Source organism: Planococcus rifietoensis (assembly GCF_001465795.2).
In the GTDB taxonomy this organism is placed as follows: domain Bacteria; phylum Bacillota; class Bacilli; order Bacillales_A; family Planococcaceae; genus Planococcus; species Planococcus rifietoensis.
In genome coordinates, this window is sequence record NZ_CP013659.2 from 389933 (window position 1) to 413311 (window position 23379).

The following is a 23379-nucleotide window of genomic DNA, read 5'->3' on the forward strand; positions in this document are numbered from 1 at the left end:
TCCGCGCTGGCGGATGCGTCTTTTTTCTATGTCTTGATGAATTGTGTGGGAATTGTGTGGTGCACAGGGACAAGTCGGTTGTGTGAACCACCCCGAAACAGGGAACACTTTTATGTAGCAGCGTAATCCCTTGGACGGATTGGAAAAGGAGAATGTTAACATGCCAGAAAAACGAGATGAAATCATATTGCGAGGGCTTCGCGAAAATAATTTGAAAAATATCGATTTGAATATCCCGAAAGAAAAGATCAATGTGTTTACCGGCTTGTCGGGTTCCGGCAAGAGTTCGGTCGTCTTCGATACCTTAGCGACCGAAAGCAGAAGGCAGATGACCTTGAACTATCCGCTATACATCCGCCACCAGATGCCGAGATACGAGCGGCCGCATGCCGACTTGATGCAGCATTTGAGCCCGGTGGTGGTCGTGGAACAAAAGCCGGTCAGAGGCAATTCCCGTTCGACGGTCGGCACGTATATGGACATCGACCCGCTGATACGGCTGTTATTCTCGAGAATCGGCAGTCCGCCGATCGGCTCGGCGACTGAATTTTCGAGTGAAAGTTCGTTCGGCAACTGTCCGGAATGCAATGGCTTCGGGGAAGTCGTGGCGCCGGATATCCACAAGCTGATCGATCACACGAAATCGATCCGGGACTCCGCAGTGCGCTTCAAACCACTGGCGCCTCCTGGTTGGCAAGGCAGATGGATGAGGGACGGTGGATTGTTCGATCCCGATCTCCCTATCAAAGATTTCACGGAAGAAAAATACAATCTGCTCGTCTACGGGCCGCCGGAAGGAGAACGTGCATTTAGCACTTATTATTACAAAGAAGGCGATCGCGAAATCGAGTGGGACGGCCTGCTTCCGAGGTTTATTCGCCTATACATCAACCGGGACCTGACGAAACTGAAGGTCGTGTCCCAAGAAGATGTCTTGGCGTTGACGACGCGTACCCCGTGCCCGGTTTGTGAAGGTTCGGGACTCAATCCTAGAGTGTTGGAGTGCAAAATCAACGGCTTGAACATCGCGCATTACGCCCGCTTGGAATTAACGGAACTGCTCGGGGAATTGGAGAAAATCGATGACCCGATCGGCAAGTCAATTGCACAGCAAGCGCATCCGAGCGTGAAACAGCTGGTCGGTTTGGGACTCGGCTATTTGAGCTTGTCGCGAAAAATGGGCACTTTGTCCGGCGGCGAAGCACAGCGCGTGAAAATCGCGCGCCACCTCGGCAGCAGCCTCAACAACATCACCTATATTTTTGACGAGCCGAGCGCCGGTTTGCATCCCGAAGAAATCAATATGTTGACGCATATGCTGGAAAGTTTGCGGGACAACTACAATACCGTCGTCGTCATCGAACACAATCTGGCGGTCATCAAGACAGCGGATGAAATCATCGAAATGGGGCCGGGCGCAGGCAGAAGCGGCGGTGAAGTGGTCTATCAAGGCGGGCAGGAAGGCTTGAAGAAAGCTTCCGCCATCACGGATTTGGACCACACCGTAACGGTGAATGAACAGCCGAGAACAGCTGAAAACACGTTTTCGATCAAAAATGCATCGGATAATAATTTGAAAAATATCAGCGTGGAAATTCCACAGAATGCCCTCGTCTCGGTGTGCGGCGTTTCCGGTTCGGGAAAAAGCTCGTTGATGTTTGGCGCATTTACCGGCAATTATCCTGAAACGATTGCGGTCGGCCAAGGCAGCATCGGCACGTCCAGCCGTTCGACGCTCGCAACGTACATGGGCATCATGAGTGACATCCGGTCGATTCTCGCAAAACAAACCGGACAGCCGGCGGGCTTGTTCAGCTTTAATTCACTGGGCGCCTGCCCGGTATGTGAAGGCAAAGGCATCACCACGCCGAACGTCGCATTTGCGGATCCCGTGACGGTGACCTGTGAAGCATGCAAGGGCACGCGGTATTCAGATGAAGCGTTGTCGTACCGCTACAAAGGGAAAAACATTGTGGAGATTTTGGAGCTGACGATCGACGAAACGAATGAGTATTTGGAAATGCCGAAAATCGTCAAAAAAGTGGATACCTTAAAAGACGTGGGACTCGGTTACCTGACGCTTGGGCAAACGACCGGTTCATTGAGCGGCGGCGAAGTGCAGCGTTTAAAATTGGCGAGCCATCTGAAAAAAGAAGGGCAGATCTATTTATTGGATGAACCGTCACTCGGTTTGCACACCCGAGACAACGCCCATCTGTTAGACGTTTTCCAAAGGCTGGTCGACACGGGCAATTCGGTCATCCTCATCGAGCACAACCTGAACTTGATCGCAGCGAGCGACTGGGTCATCGAAATGGGCCCTGGCGGCGGCAAAAAAGGCGGCGAAGTGCTGTTTGAAGGCACGCCGCAAGAGATGCTCGAAGCGGATACTTTGACCGCGAAATGGCTGAGAGATGGTGTGAAAGGATAGAGCGGCAGCGTTCTGTCTATCCCTGTGCAAGACACAATTCGAGCACAAGAAACCTTGATATAGCAGCATTTTGTCACTAGCACGTCCCTGTGCATGACACAATTCATCCGATTCATTCCAGGAAACCGTTTCACCGGCTGGCAAAAACGGGAAGATAGAAAGAAAGAGGCACATATTGCCAGTGACTATTATCTTTCGGGAGGATGAACGCATCATGGATGAACGCACATTGAAGAAAACCCAACTGTTTACGATCTTGAACCTGGTTGCTTATTTCACGACGCTTGGCGTCAATTACCTCGGTTCGTCGGGGTTCTTTAACGGCAATACGCAAAAAGACATTTCGGATAAATACATGACGCTCATATCGCCGGCGCCGTTTACGTTTTCGATTTGGGGTGTCATTTATACGCTTGTGCTGGTGACGCTCGTTTATTTATTCATTAAACGAAAAGACGATAAGGTCAGCCGGCTGGTGCTGCTGATCTCACCGTTATTCATCGCGAGTTCGTTGTTTAATATGGGCTGGATTGTGGCATTTTCGTATGAGGCGCTTGGCATCTCGACTTTGTTGATCTTGGGGCTGTTGTTCTCCTTGCTGTTCATCGTCGAACGGATCTACAAGCATCGCTCCGAGTTTCCATCGACATTGGCAGGGCTTGCGTTCACGTTATACGGCGGCTGGGTGTTCATCGCGACAATCGTCAACATCTCGCTGTTGCTGGTGCAATTGGAATGGAGCGGCTTCGGCATTTCAGATTCGGTGTGGACCATCGTCGTCCTTGGAATCGCCATCGCGTTTGTGTTGTTCTACTTGTCACGCTTCAAAAACGCCGCGTTTCCGATTCCGCTCGCTTGGGCATTTTTCGGCATCTATAGCTCGTACGCGAACGGCCAGCTCGACCCGGCGATGGCTTCGATCATCCAAGGCGTGTTAATTGCAGGCATCGTCATTTTCGTGGCGGCGGTCGTTTGGCGTTTCATTAAAAATGGCAATGCGCTGTTCTTGAAACAGCCAGCCCGTGAATAGAATAAGCACTGATTTGAGGGAATTGTAAGTTTGTTTAAACGTGAAAACATTCGGGAACAACTAGTGTCAGAATGATTTTTCAGAGGAGGAACTATCAATGGCTAAAGTATTAGCAGTGCTATCAAGTGGACATAAAGATACGGAGAACAATTACGAAACCGGCTGGTGGGCAGAAGAACTTTTCGCACCGATGGAAATTTTAAAGAACGCAGGACATCAAGTGGAGCTCGCTTCGCCAAAAGGCGGCAAACCGACGCTTGACGAAGTCAGCATCAGTGAAGAGTATGACCCGGAAGGCAAGTACAAGAAAATGTACCAATCCGGCCTTGCGGACAACACGAAAAAATTATCGGATGTGAACGCGAAAGAATATGACGCGATTTTCATCGTCGGCGGACACGGTGCGATGTATGACCTCGCGGAAGATGAAACGCTTCACGGCATCATCAACGCTGTATACGACAACGGCAAGATCGTGTCGGCAGTGTGTCACGGACCTGCTCCGTTGATTTGGACGAAACGCCCAGACGGCCAAAGCATCATCGCTGGATTGGACGTTACTGGCTATCCGGAAGCTGTCGAACCTGAAGGTCTACCGGAAATCCTGCCGTTTAGCTTGGAAGGCAAAATGAACGAAGTGGCCAATTACACCGCAGACGAAAAAGTCGTGTGGGGCAATGAGCAAGTATTGACGGGCCGCGACCCATTTGCTTCTGAGGCATTGGCTGAGGAATTGGTCAAAGCATTGGATAACAAAAACAACTAAGTGATAGGCGACAACCGCCATCTCGATAAGCAAGGCTTTGCATCGTTCTCGTGCAAAGCCTTGTTTTTTTTATTTAAATGAAGATGCTCCTGCGCTAGCTTTTCGTGAAATCTTTTCTCAGTGCAAGATGAGCCGCAGCGAAGTTGTTTGAAGCAAGCAGGGGGAATTATTTAGGAGGCAGAGCAGGAATATTTAAACAAAAATTCAGAAAAATATATTGACAGCGCTTTCTTTTAAGTATAACTTATAGATAACAAGTTAAGAGTTGTGTTGGAGACCCGGAGATTCGCACATTAATGAGTACTTCTATCGAGGAGAACTTTCATTAATTGCGGATTTTTTTAATGGGCATTTGCACAGCTGTTGCTTTAAAAGGAAAGGAAGTGTTAAGCATGTCAGAGTTTTTAGCAGAATTGATCGGGACCATGATCTTGATTATTTTCGGCGGCGGTGTAGTGGCGGGAGTAGTCTTGAAAGATTCCAAGGCTGAAGGCAGCGGGTGGGTCGTCATCACGATTGCGTGGGGGCTGGCCGTTACGATGGCGGTGTACGCAGTGGGCAGTTTTTCAGGAGCCCACGTCAATCCGGCGGTGACGTTTGGATTGGCATCTGTAGGCGAGTTCCCGTGGTCGAAAGTTCCAATGTACATTCTCGCCCAAATGATCGGCGCGATTATCGGCGCAGTAATCGTCTTTTTGAATTACTTGCCGCATTGGAAGATTACGGAAGATCAAGGAGCGAAATTAGCTGTATTCTCCACGGGTCCCGCTGTTCGAAGCCCATTTTCGAATTTAGTCAGTGAGATTATTGGAACTGCTGTGTTGGTGATGGGGTTGCTATTCATTGGCGCCAATGACTTTACAGATGGCTTGAATCCTTTAATTGTTGGAGCTTTGATTATTGCAATCGGCATGTCGCTCGGCGGCACTACAGGCTATGCGATCAATCCGGCACGTGACCTCGGTCCTCGCATTGCACATGCTTTTCTTCCTATTCCTGGAAAAGGTAGTTCGGACTGGAGTTACGCCTGGGTTCCAGTCGTCGGGCCGATTTTCGGCGGTATTTATGGCGCGGTTTTCTATAAAGCTTTCTTCACAAGTGATTACGGCCTGCTGTTCTGGGGATTAAGCATAGTCATGGCTGTCATCTTGATCGGGGCAACAAGCGCCGAATTGAAAAAAGGGCATACGGTAGCAAATGAAATAGAAGAAACTTTAGTCGACGATAAATAAAAAATAAGCACAAGACCATTCGAGGAGGAATCATTGATGAGTAAAGATTATATTATGGCGATTGACCAAGGAACAACGAGTTCACGAGCAGTATTGTTCAACCATAAAGGGGAAATCGTGGGAACCGGCCAACAGGAGTTTGAACAATTTTTCCCGAAACCGGGCTGGGTAGAGCATGATGCGAATGAAATCTGGACATCAGTTTTAGCTTGTATGGCAGGAGCCTTGCGCACGGCGGACATTGAAGCAAATCAAGTGGCAGGGATCGGCATCACCAATCAGCGCGAAACGGCTGTTGTATGGGACCGCAACACTGGAAAACCGATCTACAAAGCGATTGTCTGGCAATCGAGACAAACGGCGGACATTTGCGGCGAGTTGAAAGCACAAGGCCACGAGGAGTTGTTCCGTAAGAAAACAGGATTATTGATTGACGCTTATTTCTCAGGAACGAAAGTGAAATGGATTTTGGATAATGTCGAAGGCGCGCGGGAAAAAGCGGAAAACGGCGATTTAATGTTCGGGACAATCGATACGTGGCTCGTTTACAAGCTATCTGGCGGCGCTGCGCATATCACCGATTACAGCAACGCTTCCCGTACGCTGATGTACAATATTTATGATTTGGAATGGGATCAGGAATTGCTGGATATTCTGACGGTGCCGAAAAGCATGCTGCCGGAAGTACGCCAATCGTCTGAAGTCTATGCCAATACAATTAACTACCATTTCTTTGGCAATGAAGTGCCGATCGCCGGCATCGCAGGTGACCAACAGGCTGCGTTATTCGGCCAAGCCTGCTTTGAAAAAGGAATGGCTAAAAACACGTATGGAACAGGCTGTTTCATGCTGATGAACACGGGGGAAGAAGGCGTCGTTTCCGAACACGGCTTGTTGACGACATTGGCGTGGGGCATCGACGGCAAAGTGGAATACGCCCTTGAAGGCAGTATCTTCGTTGCCGGTTCTGCGATTCAATGGCTGCGCGATGGCTTGAAGATTTTGGACACGGCACCGGAAAGTGAGCAATACGCCACTTCCGTCGAATCAACGGATGGCGTCTACATGGTGCCGGCATTTGTCGGACTCGGCACGCCTTACTGGGATACGGACGCTCGCGGCGCCATTTTCGGCTTGACGCGCGGCACGACACGGGCGCATCTCATCCGCGCAACGCTTGAATCACTCGCTTACCAGACGAAAGATGTCGTGAACGTCATGATCGAAGACGCGGGCATCGAACTGAAAACTTTGCGTGTGGATGGCGGAGCGGTAGCGAACGATTTCCTCGTGCAATTCCAGAGCGACATTTTGGACGTGCCAGTTGAACGTCCGGTCATCCAGGAAACGACAGCGCTCGGCGCAGCTTACTTAGCTGGATTGGCAGTTGGTTTCTGGGAAAGCAAGGAAGAGATCGCGCAGCAATGGAAAGTCGATAAAACCTTCACCAGCGAAATGCCAGCTGAACAAAGTGAAAAACTGTACGATGGCTGGAAGCAAGCGGTGGCGGCTACTAGAGCATTTAAAAACTAATACTTCGACGGCAAAAACACACGCGACTATCTGTCGCGTGTGTTTTTATGTGCGAATTGTGTGGTGCACAGGGACAACAAGCGGATTACGGAACACGAAAACCCTTGCTCTGCCTGACTTTCCAGCGAATCGAGGGTGCCGGAATTGTGTGGCGCACAGGGACACACCGGATGGTAGAATGAAAAGAGACAAGAAACAGAAAGGGATGAGCCCATGCCACTGCAAATCGTGCGCAACGATATTACCAAAATGACAACAGACGCCATCGTCAATGCCGCAAACTCCAGCCTGAAGATGGGCGGCGGCGTGTGCGGTGCGATTTTCCGGGCAGCGGGTCCGAAAGAGTTGCAGGAAGCGTGCGACCGGATCGGCCATTGTGCGGTCGGGGAAGCGGTGCATACCAACGGCTTTGAACTCGAGTCAAAGTACATCATCCATACGGTTGGACCGGTATGGGAAGGCGGCGGGCGAAACGAGGAAATGTTGCTGCGCAATTGCTACCGCAACTCGCTGGAACTTGCCATCGAGCTTGGCTGTGAGTCGATCGCGTTTCCGCTTATCTCGACCGGTATCTTCGGTTATCCGAAAGAACCAGCGTTGCGAGTGGCGACGGAAGAAATCGATGAATTTCTGAACGAGCACGATATGGATGTCTATCTGGTCGTCTTGGACAAGCAGTCGTTCGGCATCAGCCAGAAGCTTTACGCATCGATTGAAACGTTCATCGAAGAACAAGAAGCGGCGGTTTTGGAAGAACGGGCTGTCCGTTACCGCGACCATCGGCCACTGGAAATTCCGATGTACGAACCGAAAGAAACGCTGGAACCGCAAGCAAGCCTCGAAGAGCTGCTGGAAGACTTGGACGAATCCTTCTCGCAGCGGCTGTTCAGGTTTATTGACGACCGAGGCATGACCGATGCCGAGACTTATAAAAAAGCGAATCTCGACAAAAAGCTGTTTTCCAAAATCAGGAATTCTCCTGGCTACACGCCGAAGAAAAAGACCATCCTGGCATTTGCGGTCGCGCTCGAACTGGATCTCGATGAGACGGAAGAACTGCTCGGGACAGCGGGCTACCGCTTGTCGAACAGCCACAAATTCGACTTGATCGTCCGCTATTTCATCGAGCGGGAACAATACAATATATTTGAAATCAACGAAGCCTTGTTTGCATTTGACGAAGCGCTTCTTGGTTCGTAAAAGGTCGCTTTCGAAGCGACCTTTTTTCTATGCAAAAATCGTATCCTTGGGGTAGCAAGTAACCCAAAGGAGGAAACGAAGATGAAAAATGAAACGACGGAATTGGTGTTTATTCTTGATAAAAGCGGCTCGATGGCAGGTCTTGAAAAGGATACGATCGGCGGCTTTAATGCCTTGATCGACAAGCAGCGAAAGCTCCCGGGTGAGGTCCGCGTGACAACGGTACTGTTCAATCATGAATACGAGCTGCTTCACGACCGGATTTCGCTCGAAGGCATTTCGCTGATGACCGATAGCGATTATGAAGTAGGCGGCATGACGGCTTTGCTCGATGCGGTCGGCTCGACAATCCAAAAGATCAGTAATGCGCAAAACGGGACATTGAAAAAGCATCAAGCCGACAGGGTAATGTTTGTCATTACAACAGATGGCCTGGAAAACTCCAGCTGTGAATACACGTACAAGAAAATCCATGAAATGATCTCCTCGAAAAAGACGGCAGGCTGGGAATTCATATTCCTCGGTGCAAATATCGACGCGGCCGCGACGGCAAAAAAATTCGGAGTCGACGAAGATTTTGCGGTGGATTACCATGCGGATGCGGAAGGGACGGAATTGAATTATCAAGTGGTGAGCGAAGCGGTCAGTTCGTTCCGGACCGGCAAGAAGATTGACCGGGAATGGAAAAAGGAAATTGAGCGGGATTATGAGGCTCGAGGAAAGAAGAAAAAAAATAACGAGTGAACTTCATTCGAAATTAAAGGGGGATTCATCATGAAAAAAGTATTTAAGATTGGCTGTCTCGGCATCATTGGCCTATTTGTATTAATGGCGATACTGGTTGCTTTAGTTGGTGGTGGAGAAGATTCCACTGAAACCGAAGGCACGACAGAAACAGCTCCGGCAACAGAAGAAACCGCCACAGAAGAAACTTCTACGGAAGAAGCTGAGGAACCAGCTGAAACGGAAGAAGCTGCTGAAACGAAAGAGCCGGTTGAAGAAGAACCAGCTGAGCCGGAAGTATCGACGGAATTCGAATCTGCATTGAATCAAGCACAAACCTACTCAGATACCATGCATATGTCGAAAGCCGGCGTGTTTGATCAATTGACATCTGAATACGGCGGCCAGTTCCCAGAAGACGCTGCACAATACGCGATCGACAATGTGGATGCTGATTGGAAAGTGAACGCTTTGGAATCGGCCAAGACGTATCAAGAAAGCATGAGCATGTCCAAAGAAGCTATTCGCGATCAATTGACTTCGGATTATGGCGGCCAGTTCACACAAGAAGAAGCTGACTACGCCGTAGAAAATCTGGAATAAACGAAAAAGATGAGCTCCGGCAAAACTGCCAGAGCTCATCTTTTTTCATTTACTTTATAGTTCTTTCCCATTCGTGGAAATAACGTTTTGATACCAGTGGAAAGACTTTTTCTTTTTACGCTCAAGTGTGCCGCTTCCGTCGTCATGCTTGTCTACGTAGATGAAGCCGTAACGTTTGGACATTTCACCAGTGGAAGCACTTACGAGGTCGATGCAGCCCCATGGCGTGTAACCCATTAACTCTACGCCATCTTCAATCGCTTCGCCCATCGCTTCAATATGTCCCCGGAGGTAATTGATGCGGTAGTCGTCGATGATGCTGCCATCTTCTTCTAGCGTATCGTAAGCGCCAAGGCCGTTTTCGACGATGAATAAAGGCACACGATAACGGTCATACAATTGGTTTAATGAGATGCGTAAGCCAATAGGGTCAATCTCCCAGCCCCAATCGCTTGCTTCCAGGAATGGGTTTTTCACGCCTGCCATGATGTTTCCTTCTATCATGTCTTCTGGAGTTTTCTCTTTCTTTTCGGTACGCGACATATAATAGCTCAGGGAGATAAAGTCCACTGGGTATTGTTTGATCGTTTCCAGGTCGCCTTCTTGCATGTCAATTTGAATGTTGTTTTCTTTGAAGTAGCGCTTAGTGAATGCAGGGTATTCACCGCGCACTTGGACGTCTCCCGAAATATAATTGAACAGTTGTTCTTCTTTCATTGCGTGCAATACGTTGACTGGATTCGCATCGAATGAGTAGACGGGAGCATATAACAGCATGCAGCCGATTTGAGCCTCAGGAATGATTTCGTGGCAAGCTTTTACTGCCAAGCTGCTGGCCACAAATTGGTGGTGCAAGCCCTGGAACGTTTCCTGTAACCGGACCTCTTCAGTGGCTGGAGAAAAGCCGAGACTGAAAATCGGCATATGGGTGGCGCCATTGATTTCATTGAACGTCAGCCAGTACTTCACCTTGTCTTTATAACGGTTGAATAAAGTCACCGCATAGCGCTCGAAGAAAGTGATGACTTCACGGCTTCTCCAGCCGCCGTATTCTTTGATCAAGTACAACGGCATCTCATAATGGGAAATCGTCACAAGCGGTTCCATCCCATGTTTCAAGCATTCATCGAAAACACGGTCATAGAACGCAAGGCCTTCTTCGTTTGGCTCCAGTTCATCGCCATTCGGGAAAATACGTGACCAGGCAATCGACAGGCGGAAAGTTTTAAAGCCCATCTCCGCAAACAAAGCGATGTCTTCAGCGTAACGGTGGTAGAAGTCGATGGCATCGTGGTTTGGGTATGTATACTTGTTCTTGTCGATTTCAAAATCGAATCCGAGTTGGCTGATTAGTTTGAATCGGATTTTTCCACCTGGCATCACATCTGCCAAGTTCATGCCTTTGCCGCCTTCGAGGTGGGCTCCTTCTAATTGATTCGCTGCCGTCGCGCCGCCCCATAAAAAGTTCTCGGGGAATTGATATGTTTTCGTCATTTGAAAAACCTCCGATTATGTATTGTGGTGTCACGATCACATTGGCAGTAAAAAAACCTAAATCACGCTGGAGACAGATTTGTCCCGTAGCATACGCGATTTAGGTTTTGCCTGCACGACCAGTAACAACCCAGAATATTGAATTGGATTAACTGTAACACCGCTTTTTTGATTAGGCAAATAATTCACAGAAAACTTTTCCCATGTTTTATACAATTGATGGAGAAAACTTTAAGCTGGGGAAACGAAACAGGATAGCGCATGAATTATAAGTTAAGATCCCAACCGTCTGTAATCAAGAGGAGAGATGAGGAGGGCGGCTTCCGTATTTAGAATTGCATTGAGAAGAAGGCGGCTCTAGCCAATCCACAAGAGAAAGCCATAACCGAAGCGGGTTTTTAAGTGGATTCTTTTAGGTTAGTGAGTATCACTTAAGTTTTTATAAAATTAAAAAATATTAAATGAAAGCGTTGACATCCAATTTCGCTGCTGATATATTAAGCCTATCAACTACATATCAGTCCTTTAGGATTGTTACTGGTGAAGCAGGCAAAACCTAAATCATAGAAGGTGCAGAGACCGATCTCTGACCTTGTATGATTTGGGTTTTTTTGTTTCCAAAATAAACTTGGTTGAATATTGCGGGAGGTGGAGAAGATGAAGTATGAACAATTGGCAAAGGACATCATCGAAAATGTAGGAGGCCGCGAGAACATCAATAGCGTGGTGCATTGCATTACACGGCTTCGCTTTAAACTGAAGGACGAAAGCAAGGCGAACAAAGAAGTCTTGAAAGACATGGACGGCGTCGTAACAGTCATGCAAAGTGGCGGCCAGTACCAGGTGGTAATCGGCAATCATGTGCAAGACGTTTACAAGGCAGTCGTTGAAGTCGGTGGCTTTGGAGCTAATGATGCTCCGGCAGAAGAGTCAGGCAAGACCAGTTTATTCAACCGATTTATTGATATTATCTCCAGTATTTTTTCGCCGATCCTTGGTGTCCTTGCTGCAACGGGGATGATCAAAGGATTAAATGCAATGTTTGTCGCGCTTGGGTGGCTTGATCCGACGTCCGGTACATATCAGATTTTAAATGCAGTCGGTGATTCACTCTTTTACTTCTTCCCAATTTTCCTTGGCTACACTGCCATGAAGAAATTCGGGGGCAGCCCGTTTATCGGGATGGCCATCGGGGCAGCGCTTGTGTATCCTACACTATCCACCGTAACGGCAGGCGACCCGCTTTATACCTTGTTTAGTGGCACGCTGTTTGAATCCCCTGTCTATATCACGTTTTTAGGAATTCCAGTAATCCTGATGAGTTATGCGTCATCCGTTATTCCGATTATTATTGCTTCAGCAATTGGCGCTAAAGTAGAAAAGATGTTCACTAAAATCACACCTGATGTCGTCAAAACCTTCATTGTTCCATTTGCAACCTTACTGGTCGTAGTGCCGGTTACCTTCCTGTTGATTGGGCCGATTGCGACTTGGGCAGGTCAATTGCTTGGCCAAGCGACACTCTTCATCTTTAATTTAAGCCCGATCATTGCCGGCTTATTTATCGGAGGGCTTTGGCAAGTGTTCGTTATCTTCGGCTTGCATTGGGGGCTCGTACCGATCGCAATCAACAACTTGACCGTTTATGGTTCGGACCCCGTGCTGGCTATGGCATTTGCAGCTTCATTTGCACAAATTGGCGCGGTACTTGCAGTTTGGATCAGAATTAAGAATCAAAAAATGAAATCACTGAGTGCGCCGGCTTTCATTTCAGGGATTTTTGGCGTAACCGAACCGGCAATTTACGGAATTACGCTCCCATTGAAAAAGCCTTTCTTTATAAGCTGTATAGGTGGTGCGGTAGGTGGTGCAGTTTTCGCATTTGCAAATTCAGCAATTTACATGGTCGGTGGGCTCGGGATTTTCGGAATTCCGTCCTTAATTCCTCCTACTGGAGAATTGGGCTTTGCCTTTTGGGCGGTTGTGCCTGCACTCGGCATCGCCTTTGTCCTTAGTTTTGTCCTTACTTACTTCTTCGGGTTGAGTAAAGCACACACAACAGCCGATCCTGCATCAGAAAAAGTAGCTGTGCAAAAAGAAGAAGCCTTGCTTGTCGGCAACCAGATCGTCGCAAGCCCTATGGAGGGACTTATTAGACCCTTATCAGAAATCGGAGATGCCGCATTTTCGTCGGGTGCTTTAGGTCAAGGTGTAGCGATCGAGCCGACAGAAGGAAGATTATTTGCACCGGTTTCCGGAATTGTCACCGCTTTGTTCCCGACAAAGCATGCGATCGGCATTACAGCAGACAGCGGCGCAGAAATATTGATTCATATCGGCATGAACACGGTCCAGCTGGGTGGCGAGCATTTCACTGCACTTGTAGAACAAGGTGCCCGGGTTGAAAAGGGGCAATTGCTGATCGAGTTCGATATTGAAGCCATTCAAAAAGCTGGTTTTGAAATTACCACACCTGTCGTCGTTACGGATACTGGGAAATACGCTCAAGTTAACACGACAACCGATAAACAGATCAAATGGGGCGATCCGCTCATCTCACTGGATATTTAATTTCACAAAAATAAGTAGGAAGAAAAACGGAATTTCGTTTTTCTTCCATACATAAAAAAGGAGATAGACTCATGACATCTACTACATTTCCAAAAGGGTTTTTATGGGGCGGCGCAACAGCCGCGAATCAGCTAGAAGGTGCCTATAATGAAGGCGGAAAAGGGCTATCGATTTTCGATATGGTGTCATTCGTGCCAAAAGAAGAACGCGGCAAAGACATTGAAATGGATGTGAAGAGCGAAGAGGAATTGAATGCTCTTCTGGAAGAAACGGGGAAAACCAATTTTCCGAAACGCCGAGGCATCGATTTTTACCACCGTTATAAAGAAGACATCGCTCTTTTTGCAGAAATGGGTTTCAAAACCTTCCGCCTGTCGATCTCGTGGCCGCGGATTTTCCCGAATGGGGATGAGCAAACTCCAAACGAAGAAGGCTTGGCTTTCTACGATCGGGTGTTTGATGAACTGCAAGAGCACGGCATTGAACCCTTGGTGACCTTATCGCATTATGAAATGCCGCTTCATTTGGTGCAAAAATACAATGGCTGGGCTGACCGCCGCTTAGTGGACTTTTTCGTTCATTACGCGGAAACGGTATTCAACCGGTACAAGGATAAAGTCAAGTACTGGCTGACATTCAATGAAATCAATATTTCCATGTTCTCGCCGTATATTGGCAGCGGTATTTTAGTTGACCGCCTGGAACACAAAGAACAAGCGGTCTATCAAGCGCTGCATCACCAGTTTGTGGCGAGTGCGAAAGCGGTCAAAGCCTGCCACGAAATCATTCCTGGTTCACAGATCGGCTGTATGCTGGCGCGCATGGAATCCTATCCGGAAACATGCAGCCCAGACGACGTGCAGGCAGCACTGGATGAAGACCAGAAAAACTTGTTCTTTACAGATGTCCAGGTGCGCGGCTACTATCCGGGCTTCATGAAGCGATACTTTAAAGAAAATAACATTGAAATTGAAATGCTCCCGGGCGACAAAGACATCCTGCTTGAGCATACTGTCGACTTTTTGTCCTTCAGCTACTACATGTCCATTGTCGCGAGCGGGAATCCGGATAAAGCAAAAGAGAAAGGAAATTTTTCTCTTGGCATCAAAAACCCTTATTTGGAAGCGTCGGACTGGGGTTGGCAAATTGACCCGAAAGGCTTGCGCATTACCTTGAACAAAATGTATGACCGCTATCAAGTGCCGTTGTTCATCGTTGAAAATGGCTTAGGGGCATACGATGTGGTGGAAGAAGACGGCTCGATCAACGATGATTACCGCATTGATTACCTGCAGGCCCATATCGAACAAATGGGTGAAGCGATTAAAGATGGCGTTGAACTGATGGGCTATACGAGCTGGGGCTGCATCGATTTGATCTCAGCCAGCACGTCCGAAATGTCCAAGCGCTATGGCTTTATTTACGTGGACCAAGACGATTATGGCAACGGCACGCTGGAAAGAAGAAAGAAAAAGTCGTTTGACTGGTACAAAAATGTAATCGCGACGAACGGCGAAGAATTGTCTCAAAAAAGCTTAAATGAAGTAAAGTGAAGAAAAAGTGCCTTGCTCAGTAGAGTGAGGCACTTTCAGCTATATTAACCAATCTTTAAATAATTCAAAGGACAGGGCAGTCATGAAATATTGCTTTATAATGAAGAAAGATAACCGGTTTGTTTTGAGAGGAAGGGTGGACAATTATGAAACTGATTGCGATTGATTTGGACGGCACTTTGCTGTCTCATAATATGGAGATTACCGAAGAAAGCCTCGAGGCTATTCGAGAAGCACAAAACCAAGGGAATATCGTCATGATTTGCTCGGGGCGCGCTCCTGAAGATATCCAGCAGATCCTGGATAAATACGATTTGTCGATTCCGTTGGCCGGAAGCAACGGCTCCGTTGTGCACGCTCATGGACGGGTGTTGCAAAGTGTTTCCATGGACAGAAACGATGTTATCGAGACCGCAGAAAGACTGGATGCGGAGAGGTTTCCATATCGAATCTATACCAACGAAGGAATATACGTACCGGCGGATTGGTCCGAACGGGTAGAACTTGCGATGCAGCAGGAGCAGATTAAAGTCGAAGGACTGTCCGATGAAATCTATAAAAAGATTACGGAGCAGCCCCAAAAATCGAGCCTCCTCAATTTCTTTGATCATTATAGTGAGTTGTTCACGCGAGAAGAGCTGACCATTCAGAAATTCTTTGTCCTCACTTTAAACGCCAGCAGTAAAACAGCGTTAGGCAACTCGCTGGAGGAAATTTCCACTATCGGCATCACTTCTTCGAGCCCGTTGAATATTGAAGTGATGGATCAGTATGGCAATAAAGGAAGCGCATTGAAGAGAATGGCCGAGCACTTTAACATTCCATTGCACAATACCGTAGCCATTGGAGATAACTTCAATGATCTCCCAATGATGGAAGTGGCAGGGCTGTCGGTAGCGATGGGGAATGCAGAACCTGAAGTGAAAGAGCTTTGTGATGTCGTTACCCATACGAATGGCGAAAACGGCGTAGCGCATGCCATCAATAACTATCTGTTGAATATATGGGCTAAACAGTAAAAGAAGAGATGCGGAAATTCCGCATCTCTTCTTTTTGCTTTTGTTTCCGATTGATTTCATCTGTTGACGACGCGTTCAATGTGGATTGTCAGATAGAGCATTTCGTCATTGGTCAATTCCTGGCCATGCTCTTTCTTGATGTATTCCTTGATTCTGTCCGTACATTTCGCTGCGTCTGGGTGCTTTTGCTTCACCAAAAGGTATAATTCATCATCTTTTCCTTCGTAATGCGTCCCTTTGAATATCCGCTGGGCGAAGAATTTCAGATGGGTGATGAAGCGTGCATAATTCAATGAATCCTCGTCAAAGTCGACTTTGAAATGGTATTTGACGATGGTGATGATTTGGTGGATGAACTTCGTGATGCTTAAGGTGTTCGATACATCTTCATTCATTTCGGCATTGATCAAATGAATGGCGATAAAGCCGGCCTCGTCTTCCGATAAGGAGACATTGAACTTTTCATTGATATGTTCAACCGCTTTGACGCCTACCAAAAATTCTTCTTTATATAATTGCTTGATCTCCCACAACAAGGCATTTCTTATCTCGATGCCATCGCGAAAGCGTTCCATCGCAAAATTGATGTGATCCGTTAATGAAACATAAATATTCTCATTCAGTTTTTTGCCAAGCGTATTTTTCGCGTATGTAATGATTTCTTCCACTACCATCATGTGATCGACCGGTACTTCCCGAAGAAGCATCTTGAAATTATCGGTCGTTTCTTTGTTTTTTAAGGCGAATACTTTCTGGATTTTCAGCTGATCCACATCTTGGCCCGGCTTTTTCTGAAAAGCCAATCCTTTCCCCATGATCACCAGTTCCGAGCCGTCTGACTGCAGCACGCTGATGACATTATTATTAATGACTTTGGCTATTTTCATGGCTTCACCCCAGTTCTTTATCTGTCAAAATAAATAACCTAAGCCGAACTAAAACTAGATAAAATCACAGCGATTTTATCTTTTTAGCGACTTAGGTTTTGCCTGCTTTACCAGTAACAATCCTGTTTTCGAACTATTCATTTAACTTAGTATATCTTCGCTCCCTAGTCCTGTCAACGCTTTCAAAAGCATGCTCGAGGCCTTATAAGAATGCTTGTGAACACCGAAATTTCTTCAATAAAATAATGAAATAGAAAAAGATGGCCCCGGCAATGCCGAAGCCATCTTTGCAGCATTGGCTGCATGAATTGATTAAACTGTTTCGTATTTTGAATCCACTTGTTTCGCAGCGCGGTATTTCAGGATCTGCGCGATATACCAGAGAGCGACTGCCAAAGTGATGACCGAGCCGATCATGGCGGCGATGTGGTATTCCATGTTCAAGCCTTCAGGTGCATAGAAGATGTACATGGAGACGACGCCTGTCATGAACATGGCCGGCACGCCGCTGATCCAGTGCATTTTGTAGTTCTTGAGCAAATACATCGTCGCTGTCCACAGCATGAAGGTGGCGACGACTTGGTTGGTCCAGCCGACGTATCTCCACAAGAACGTGTAGTCGATTGTCGCCATATAGAACGTCGGGATGGCAAGTGGGACAGTGATCAACAGGATACGCAGCGTGCCGTCAGTTTTGGTGAACTTCGACAATAAATCAGCCAAGATCATGCGTGACGAGCGCAGCGCAGTATCACCCGTTGTGATCGGCAAGATGATGACGCCGAAGATCGCGAGGATGCCACCCAACGTGCCAAGAAGCGAAATCGAGATGTCGTTGACGACGCCAGACGGTCCGCCTGCTGCAAGTGCTGCGCCGAGCCCTTCTGTGCCGTTGAAGAAAGTCATGCCAGCTGCCGCCCAGATCAAGGCGATGATGCCTTCAATGACCATGGCGCCGTAGAAGATTTTGCGGCCGTCGGTTTCTTTTTTCATTGTGCGGGCAATGATTGGGCTTTGCGTGCTATGGAAGCCGGAGATCGCGCCGCAAGAGACGGTAACCATAAGGAGCGGCCAAATCGGCAATTCGCCTGGATGCAAATTGCTGAAGGTCAAGTTCGGCATCGGTTTGCCGGAGAACACGAGTGCTACGGCGACTGCGATGGCCATAAACAACAGGATGCCGCCGAGTAGCGGGTAGATGCGGCCGATGATGCGGTTGATCGGCAAGATTGTCGCGAGAACGAAGTAAGCAAAAATAAGTGCAAGCGCCCAGATAAACGAAATCGGCGTGATTTGGGCGATCAATTGAGCGGGGCCAGCCGTGAAGGCAGCTGCAACGAGCAGCATCAACACGAGCGACAAGCCGTTGATGAAGACTTTTGCGTTCTTTCCGAGGTAGCGCCCGACAAGCGTCGGGAATTGTGCTCCGCCGTGGCGCATCGACATCATGCCTGAGAAGTAATCGTGGACGCCGCCAGCGAAGATGCAGCCGACAACGATCCAGATGAAAGCGACGGGGCCGTACAATGCGCCAGCTACAGCGCCGTAGATCGGGCCAAGGCCTGCGATGTTCAACAGTTGGATCAAATTACCTTTCCACCAGCTCATCGGCACATAGTCGATATTATCTGCCTGCGCGTAGGCAGGGGTTGGAGTATTGTCGTCGACGCCGAATACCTTTTCGATGAATTTCGAATAAAACATGTATCCCAATATTAAAAGTGCAAGTGCTGCGAAAAATGTAATCATATGCGTCGTCCTCCTGGTGTCAGTGATATATCGTATAACACATGATAGCATCTTTTTCGGAAAATAAAAGTTAATATTTCGAAAAAACTAATATTTCTATTTATTTATGGCAAAGCGATAGATAATTGATAAGGGGAGCGTAAGTGAAAGCGTATCCAATGGGTTTTGAGGACTAAGGACTTTTTTATTGCTTCGTATATATGTCTAGGAAATCTTTAATTTCATTATCTTGAGATAAAAGTAAAATAGAATGTTCAGTCGAGACATTGGTTAGATTGGGTGGCGTGTGACACAGCCGCGCGATTGCATTATGCTTGAATTCAAGTACATAAAGAGAAGAGGGAACCAACTATGAATTTTGGAATCATTGGAACGAATTGGATCACCGATCGATTTATCAAAGCAGCGAAGCAGCATCCGGATTTCCGCATCGGCGCCGTGTATTCAAGGACGGAAGAGACCGGCCGCGCGTTTGCGGAGAAATACGGGGTGGAGGCGGTCTATACGGACATGAAAAAAATGTTCGAAGAAGGCGATATCGATGCGGTCTATATCGCTTCGCCGAATGCGTTTCACGCTGAACAAAGCTTGCTCGCGATGCAACACGGCGTGCATGTGCTATGCGAAAAGCCGGCCGTTGTCAGCCTGGATGAGATGGATAGAGTCATTGCGGCATCGAACGAAACCGGCATGACTTATATGGAAGCAATGAAATCGACCGTGACACCGACTTTCCTGCGGCTGAAAGAAGAGCTGCATAAAATTGGCCCGGTCCGCCGCTACGTATTCCATTACAACCAGTATTCATCCCGCTACGATAAATACAAAGAAGGCATCGTCGAGAACGCGTTCAAGCCGGAACTCGGCAACGGCGCGAAAACGGATCTCGGCGTTTACGGCTTGGCGCCGCTCGTCCATTTGGCGGGTGAGCCGGATGCCGTATTGCGCAACCGCTACCTGTTATCGACCGGTGCGGAAGGGCAAGGCAGCATGATTCTTGATTATGGCGAATGTGAAGCGATCGTCATGTACTCAAAGATTTCGGATTCGTATTTGCCGAGTGAAATCCAAGGCGAAAAGGGCGTCATCGAAATCGACAGAATCAGCGACCCGAAACATGTGCTGATCAAATACCGCGACGGCACAACCGAAGACATTTCCGTCCCGCAAGAGTTCGATACGATGTATTACGAACTCGACGAATTTATCCGCTGTGTGCACAAAGGCCAAATAGAGTCCCCCATCAACACGCACGAAATCTCCCGGCAAGTGACCAAGCTTTTGCTTTAATGAAAATAGCCAATGTGAAAACCGCTTTTCCCGTCCAGCATATGAGGAGGGAAAAGCGGTTTTATTTGTCTAGTTATTTTAGTTCGAGCATCACATAAAACCATTGCTCTCACATTTACTGCGTAAATGCGTCGCACATAAAAGTATTGCTCCCACATTTACTGCGTAAATGCGTCGCACATAAAAGTATTGCTCCCACATTTACTGCGTAAATGCGTCGCAAATGAATTTGCTCAGCTGACTCTTCGCTAATTCATTACCAACTGAACTTCCACACCGAAATGGTCCGACACCAGCGGCTTGTGCTCGCCGTTGAAGATGACTTTCGACGATTTGACGGTTACGGGTTCGGTGGAGAGGATCAAGTCGATGCGCAGGTCTTGCTTGTTGTCGCTCCAGCCGGCGATTTTGCCTTTGACGGTGATGCCGGCGTCTTTTTCCTCAGCCAAGGTGTACGTGTCGTGCAGCCCATTCTCCAATAAGTAAGCATAGCCTTGCTGTTCGAGCGAAGCGTCGTTGTTGAAGTCGCCCATCAAGAAGGCAGGGGCCTCCGTGTTCATTTGCTCAAGCAGCTGGTCGGCCTGGAACTTGAACGGCTCTACTGTGTCGTGCCACCAGCCGGTATGGCAGGAATAGAATGTGAAGGGCTGGTCTTCGTAATGGATAGTCGCACCGACAATCTTCCGCGTTTTCGGGGAATTCTTGTCAGTGCTTTGGCTGACGAAGAAGCTATGCTCCTCGGCGACTGGGTGGCGCGTCAAGATCACCAGCCCTTCTTCAAAGCGCCCGTAGACGAGGTGGGAGAAATCCCACACCATCGAATAGCCTGTCATGCCGAGTTGCTCCATTTCCTGAAGCAGGACCCATGCGTAATTATCGTGCTTGATAATATGTTCTGGTTCATCATCGATCGACTGGTTGACTTCCTGCAAGGCGATGACGTCGTATTGTTTTTCGGCGATGGCTCGTGCCAAATGGTGGATCTTGTCCAGTTGATTTTCTTCGTGCCATGCGTGGCAATTCAAGGTCAGTAGTTTCATTGATTGATTCCTCCAAAACGGTTTAGTGAGTGAGCTTGCTTATTTTAAAAAACCCGGCCCGATGCGAAGAGATTCGCATCGGGCCGGGTTTGAAGCTGGTAAGAAAGGAGCTTTTACACTTCTTCATTCCCGCCAGTAATTTCAATCAAGTCTTTCGTATTCGCGGCTACTCGGCCGGATGTTTTGATGTTCACTTGCTGTCCTTCTTGGAGGCTCGTGAAGACAACCGGCGTGATGATGGACGGAGCGTGTCTGCCGATATAGGAAAGGTCCATTTCCATCAATAATTGTCCTTGTTCGACAAGGTCGCCTTGCTCAACGTGGGCAGTGAAGCCTTCACCTTTCAGATGGACAGTATCGATGCCGATATGGATCAGCATTTCAGTGCCATCATCTGCTTTGAGGCCAATGGCGTGTTTCGTCGGGAACAAGGTGACGACTTCACCGTTCACTGGCGAAAATACTTTGCCTTCAGACGGTTTGATCGCAAAGCCGTCGCCGACCATTCTGCCGGAAAAGACTTGGTCCGGTACATCGGTGATCGGCAGGATGTCGCCTGTGATCGGGATGCCGAAATCAACGGTGCCGAGGCGTACCGGTGCATCTCCCGCGTCTTTCGCTTGGTCGATTATTTGGGATACATCTTGTTTCGTGCGCGGCGTTTTGCCGTTGATGATGTCTTGCATCTGACCGCGCAGATTGTCGGAAACCGGCCCGAATATTGCTTGGATGTTATTGCCGACTTCCATGACGCCGGAAGCGCCGAGTTTTTTCAATTTATTCTTATCGACTGCGCTCTTGTCTTCAACACTGACGCGCAGGCGGGTGATGCAGGCATCAAGGTGGGTGATGTTTTGCTGTCCGCCCATCGCTTGCAGGATTTCGTATGGCAATTCACCGGCAACGGCTGAATCGCCATCTTCGTCTTCTTCTTCGTCTTCACGCCCTGGCGTCATCAAATTGAATTTCGTGATGGCGAAGCGGAAGCCGAAGTAGTAAATGACGGCGAAGAACAATCCGACGACGATAACCCAGAACCATTCTGTTCTGCCCGGCATGACGCCGAACAACAGGAAGTCGATGAGGCCGCCTGAGAAAGTCATGCCGATTTTAACATCAAGAATGTGCATGATCATGAACGAGAGTCCGGCGAATACTGCGTGGATCCCGAACAATACTGGTGCTACGAAAAGGAATGCGAATTCAAGCGGTTCAGTGATCCCTGTCAAAAATGAAGTAAGGGCAGCTGAACCCATGATGCCGCCGACCACTTTCTTGCGCTCAGGGCGTGCACAGTGGTAGATCGCAAGCGCTGCTGCTGGAAGGCCGAACATCATGAATGGGAATTTCCCTGTCATGAACGTGCCGGCTGTAAACTCGACGCCGTCTTGCAGCTGTTCAAAGAAGATGCGCTGGTCGCCGCGGACGATTTCACCAGCCGCATTCGTATACGAGCCGAACTCGAACCAGAATGGCGAATAGAAAATGTGGTGAAGACCGAAAGGAATCAATGAGCGTTCCACAAGGCCGAAAACAAATGCCGCAAGCGTGCGGTTTGTTTCAAGCATGAAATAAGACAATGAGTTCAAGCCGTTCTGTGCGAAAGGCCAGACGAGGAACATCGCGACACCGAGAAACAATGCCGAGAATGCAGTAATAATCGGAACAAAGCGCTTTCCGGCGAAGAAGCCGAGAAATTGCGGCAAGTTGATATTGAAGAATTTATTGTACAAGGCCGCGGCCATTATCCCGACGATGATCCCGCCGAAGACGCCGGTCTGTAAAGTTGGAATCCCGAGAACCATGGCGTACGCAGGGTCTGAAGTGGCCATCTCTTCTGTGATGCCGCCGATTGCTTTCATCGTGACGTTCATGATCAAATAGCCAATGATCGCGGCAAGGCCTGCGACGCCGTCACCGCCGGCTAAGCCGATCGCAACGCCGACCGCAAAGAGCAGTGGCAAGTTGTCAAAGATGACACCGCCGGCTTCCGCCATGATGAAGAGCAATGACTGGACCCATGGGGTGCCGAAGAATGGTACCGCTTCCACAAATGTGTCTTGTGAAAAGCTTGTGCCGAATGCCAGCAAAATTCCTGCTGCGGGCAAGAGTGCGACAGGCAGCATCAATGCCTTACCGACTTTTTGCAATGTACCGAATACATTAGTAGACATAAAATTTCCTCCTTTATTGGTAAAAATGAATGCGGATCAAACGGGATGGAGCGTGTTTGGCGGAAGCTAAAGCATACAAAAAAG

17 protein-coding genes are annotated in these 23379 nt (G+C 48.2%); 12 read left to right on the forward strand and 5 right to left on the reverse strand.

Going from position 1 to position 23379, the window contains the following annotated elements:
- Positions 1-160 precede the first annotated feature (160 nt).
- From AUC31_RS01895 to AUC31_RS01930, 8 genes are all read left to right on the forward strand, one after another.
- A complete protein-coding gene (locus tag AUC31_RS01895) occupies positions 161-2431 on the forward strand; it encodes an excinuclease ABC subunit UvrA (RefSeq protein ID WP_058381640.1) in 2271 nt (756 codons plus the stop codon).
- A 214-nt stretch (positions 2432-2645) separates the two neighbouring features.
- The gene (locus AUC31_RS01900; RefSeq protein WP_058381639.1) at positions 2646-3461 is read left to right on the forward strand and encodes a hypothetical protein; all 816 of its coding nucleotides are present in this window, start codon (positions 2646-2648) and stop codon (positions 3459-3461) included.
- A gap of 97 nt (positions 3462-3558) precedes the next feature.
- Positions 3559-4227, forward strand: coding sequence for a type 1 glutamine amidotransferase domain-containing protein (locus AUC31_RS01905; RefSeq protein ID WP_058381638.1), 669 nt, complete (start codon positions 3559-3561; stop codon positions 4225-4227).
- 392 nt (positions 4228-4619) lie between these two features.
- Positions 4620-5459, forward strand: a complete 840-nt coding sequence (locus tag AUC31_RS01910) for an MIP/aquaporin family protein (protein WP_058383694.1) — start codon at positions 4620-4622, stop codon at positions 5457-5459.
- A 36-nt stretch (positions 5460-5495) separates the two neighbouring features.
- A complete protein-coding gene (glpK, locus tag AUC31_RS01915) occupies positions 5496-6992 on the forward strand; it encodes a glycerol kinase GlpK (RefSeq protein ID WP_058381637.1) in 1497 nt (498 codons plus the stop codon).
- Between the two features lie 213 nt (positions 6993-7205).
- On the forward strand, positions 7206-8192 hold the full coding sequence (locus AUC31_RS01920; RefSeq protein ID WP_058381636.1) for a macro domain-containing protein: 987 nt from the start codon (positions 7206-7208) through the stop codon (positions 8190-8192).
- Between the two features lie 81 nt (positions 8193-8273).
- Positions 8274-8936, forward strand: a complete 663-nt coding sequence (locus AUC31_RS01925; protein WP_058381635.1) for a vWA domain-containing protein — start codon at positions 8274-8276, stop codon at positions 8934-8936.
- A 30-nt stretch (positions 8937-8966) separates the two neighbouring features.
- On the forward strand, positions 8967-9518 hold the full coding sequence (locus AUC31_RS01930) for an Ltp family lipoprotein (RefSeq protein WP_058381634.1): 552 nt from the start codon (positions 8967-8969) through the stop codon (positions 9516-9518).
- A gap of 54 nt (positions 9519-9572) precedes the next feature.
- On the opposite strand, the gene AUC31_RS01935 is transcribed toward AUC31_RS01930, so the two are convergent.
- Positions 9573-11012 (reverse strand): glycoside hydrolase family 1 protein, encoded by a 1440-nt coding sequence (locus tag AUC31_RS01935; protein ID WP_058381633.1) that lies wholly within the window; start codon positions 11010-11012, stop codon positions 9573-9575.
- Between the two features lie 657 nt (positions 11013-11669).
- Between AUC31_RS01935 and AUC31_RS01940 the strand changes: the two genes are divergently transcribed.
- From AUC31_RS01940 to AUC31_RS01950, 3 genes are all read left to right on the forward strand, one after another.
- Entirely contained in the window at positions 11670-13583 is a 1914-nt protein-coding gene (locus tag AUC31_RS01940) for a beta-glucoside-specific PTS transporter subunit IIABC (RefSeq protein WP_058381632.1), read from the forward strand.
- 71 nt (positions 13584-13654) lie between these two features.
- A complete protein-coding gene (locus AUC31_RS01945) occupies positions 13655-15136 on the forward strand; it encodes a glycoside hydrolase family 1 protein (RefSeq protein WP_058381631.1) in 1482 nt (493 codons plus the stop codon).
- A gap of 146 nt (positions 15137-15282) precedes the next feature.
- The gene (locus tag AUC31_RS01950; RefSeq protein WP_058381630.1) at positions 15283-16155 is read left to right on the forward strand and encodes a Cof-type HAD-IIB family hydrolase; all 873 of its coding nucleotides are present in this window, start codon (positions 15283-15285) and stop codon (positions 16153-16155) included.
- A gap of 56 nt (positions 16156-16211) precedes the next feature.
- Here AUC31_RS01950 and licT read toward each other — a convergent pair whose 3' ends face one another.
- Positions 16212-17042: a BglG family transcription antiterminator LicT gene (gene licT, locus AUC31_RS01955; protein WP_058381629.1), complete on the reverse strand. Its 831-nt coding sequence runs from the start codon at positions 17040-17042 to the stop codon at positions 16212-16214.
- Between the two features lie 312 nt (positions 17043-17354).
- Entirely contained in the window at positions 17355-18791 is a 1437-nt protein-coding gene (locus AUC31_RS01960) for a carbon starvation CstA family protein (RefSeq protein ID WP_058381628.1), read from the reverse strand.
- Positions 18792-19142: 351 nt separating this feature from the next.
- Between AUC31_RS01960 and AUC31_RS01965 the strand changes: the two genes are divergently transcribed.
- Positions 19143-20081: a Gfo/Idh/MocA family protein gene (locus AUC31_RS01965; RefSeq protein ID WP_058381627.1), complete on the forward strand. Its 939-nt coding sequence runs from the start codon at positions 19143-19145 to the stop codon at positions 20079-20081.
- A gap of 248 nt (positions 20082-20329) precedes the next feature.
- Here the strand turns inward: AUC31_RS01965 and AUC31_RS01970 are convergent, their stop codons facing one another.
- Both AUC31_RS01970 and ptsG read right to left on the reverse strand, forming a co-directional pair.
- The gene (locus tag AUC31_RS01970) at positions 20330-21121 is read right to left on the reverse strand and encodes an endonuclease/exonuclease/phosphatase family protein (protein ID WP_058381626.1); all 792 of its coding nucleotides are present in this window, start codon (positions 21119-21121) and stop codon (positions 20330-20332) included.
- A gap of 113 nt (positions 21122-21234) precedes the next feature.
- Positions 21235-23295: a glucose-specific PTS transporter subunit IIBC gene (gene ptsG, locus AUC31_RS01975; RefSeq protein ID WP_058381625.1), complete on the reverse strand. Its 2061-nt coding sequence runs from the start codon at positions 23293-23295 to the stop codon at positions 21235-21237.
- Positions 23296-23379: the final 84 nt, after the last annotated feature.

Coding starts and splice junctions, on each gene's coding strand:
- AUC31_RS01895 (WP_058381640.1), top strand. CDS start 161: ATGCCAGAAAAACGAGATGAAATCATATTGCGAGGGCTTCGCGAAAAT.
- AUC31_RS01900 (WP_058381639.1), top strand. CDS start 2,646: ATGGATGAACGCACATTGAAGAAAACCCAACTGTTTACGATCTTGAAC.
- AUC31_RS01905 (WP_058381638.1), top strand. CDS start 3,559: ATGGCTAAAGTATTAGCAGTGCTATCAAGTGGACATAAAGATACGGAG.
- AUC31_RS01910 (WP_058383694.1), top strand. CDS start 4,620: ATGTCAGAGTTTTTAGCAGAATTGATCGGGACCATGATCTTGATTATT.
- glpK (WP_058381637.1), top strand. CDS start 5,496: ATGAGTAAAGATTATATTATGGCGATTGACCAAGGAACAACGAGTTCA.
- AUC31_RS01920 (WP_058381636.1), top strand. CDS start 7,206: ATGCCACTGCAAATCGTGCGCAACGATATTACCAAAATGACAACAGAC.
- AUC31_RS01925 (WP_058381635.1), top strand. CDS start 8,274: ATGAAAAATGAAACGACGGAATTGGTGTTTATTCTTGATAAAAGCGGC.
- AUC31_RS01930 (WP_058381634.1), top strand. CDS start 8,967: ATGAAAAAAGTATTTAAGATTGGCTGTCTCGGCATCATTGGCCTATTT.
- AUC31_RS01935 (WP_058381633.1), bottom strand. CDS start 11,012: ATGACGAAAACATATCAATTCCCCGAGAACTTTTTATGGGGCGGCGCG.
- AUC31_RS01940 (WP_058381632.1), top strand. CDS start 11,670: ATGAAGTATGAACAATTGGCAAAGGACATCATCGAAAATGTAGGAGGC.
- AUC31_RS01945 (WP_058381631.1), top strand. CDS start 13,655: ATGACATCTACTACATTTCCAAAAGGGTTTTTATGGGGCGGCGCAACA.
- AUC31_RS01950 (WP_058381630.1), top strand. CDS start 15,283: ATGAAACTGATTGCGATTGATTTGGACGGCACTTTGCTGTCTCATAAT.
- licT (WP_058381629.1), bottom strand. CDS start 17,042: ATGAAAATAGCCAAAGTCATTAATAATAATGTCATCAGCGTGCTGCAG.
- AUC31_RS01960 (WP_058381628.1), bottom strand. CDS start 18,791: ATGATTACATTTTTCGCAGCACTTGCACTTTTAATATTGGGATACATG.
- AUC31_RS01965 (WP_058381627.1), top strand. CDS start 19,143: ATGAATTTTGGAATCATTGGAACGAATTGGATCACCGATCGATTTATC.
- AUC31_RS01970 (WP_058381626.1), bottom strand. CDS start 21,121: ATGAAACTACTGACCTTGAATTGCCACGCATGGCACGAAGAAAATCAA.
- ptsG (WP_058381625.1), bottom strand. CDS start 23,295: ATGTCTACTAATGTATTCGGTACATTGCAAAAAGTCGGTAAGGCATTG.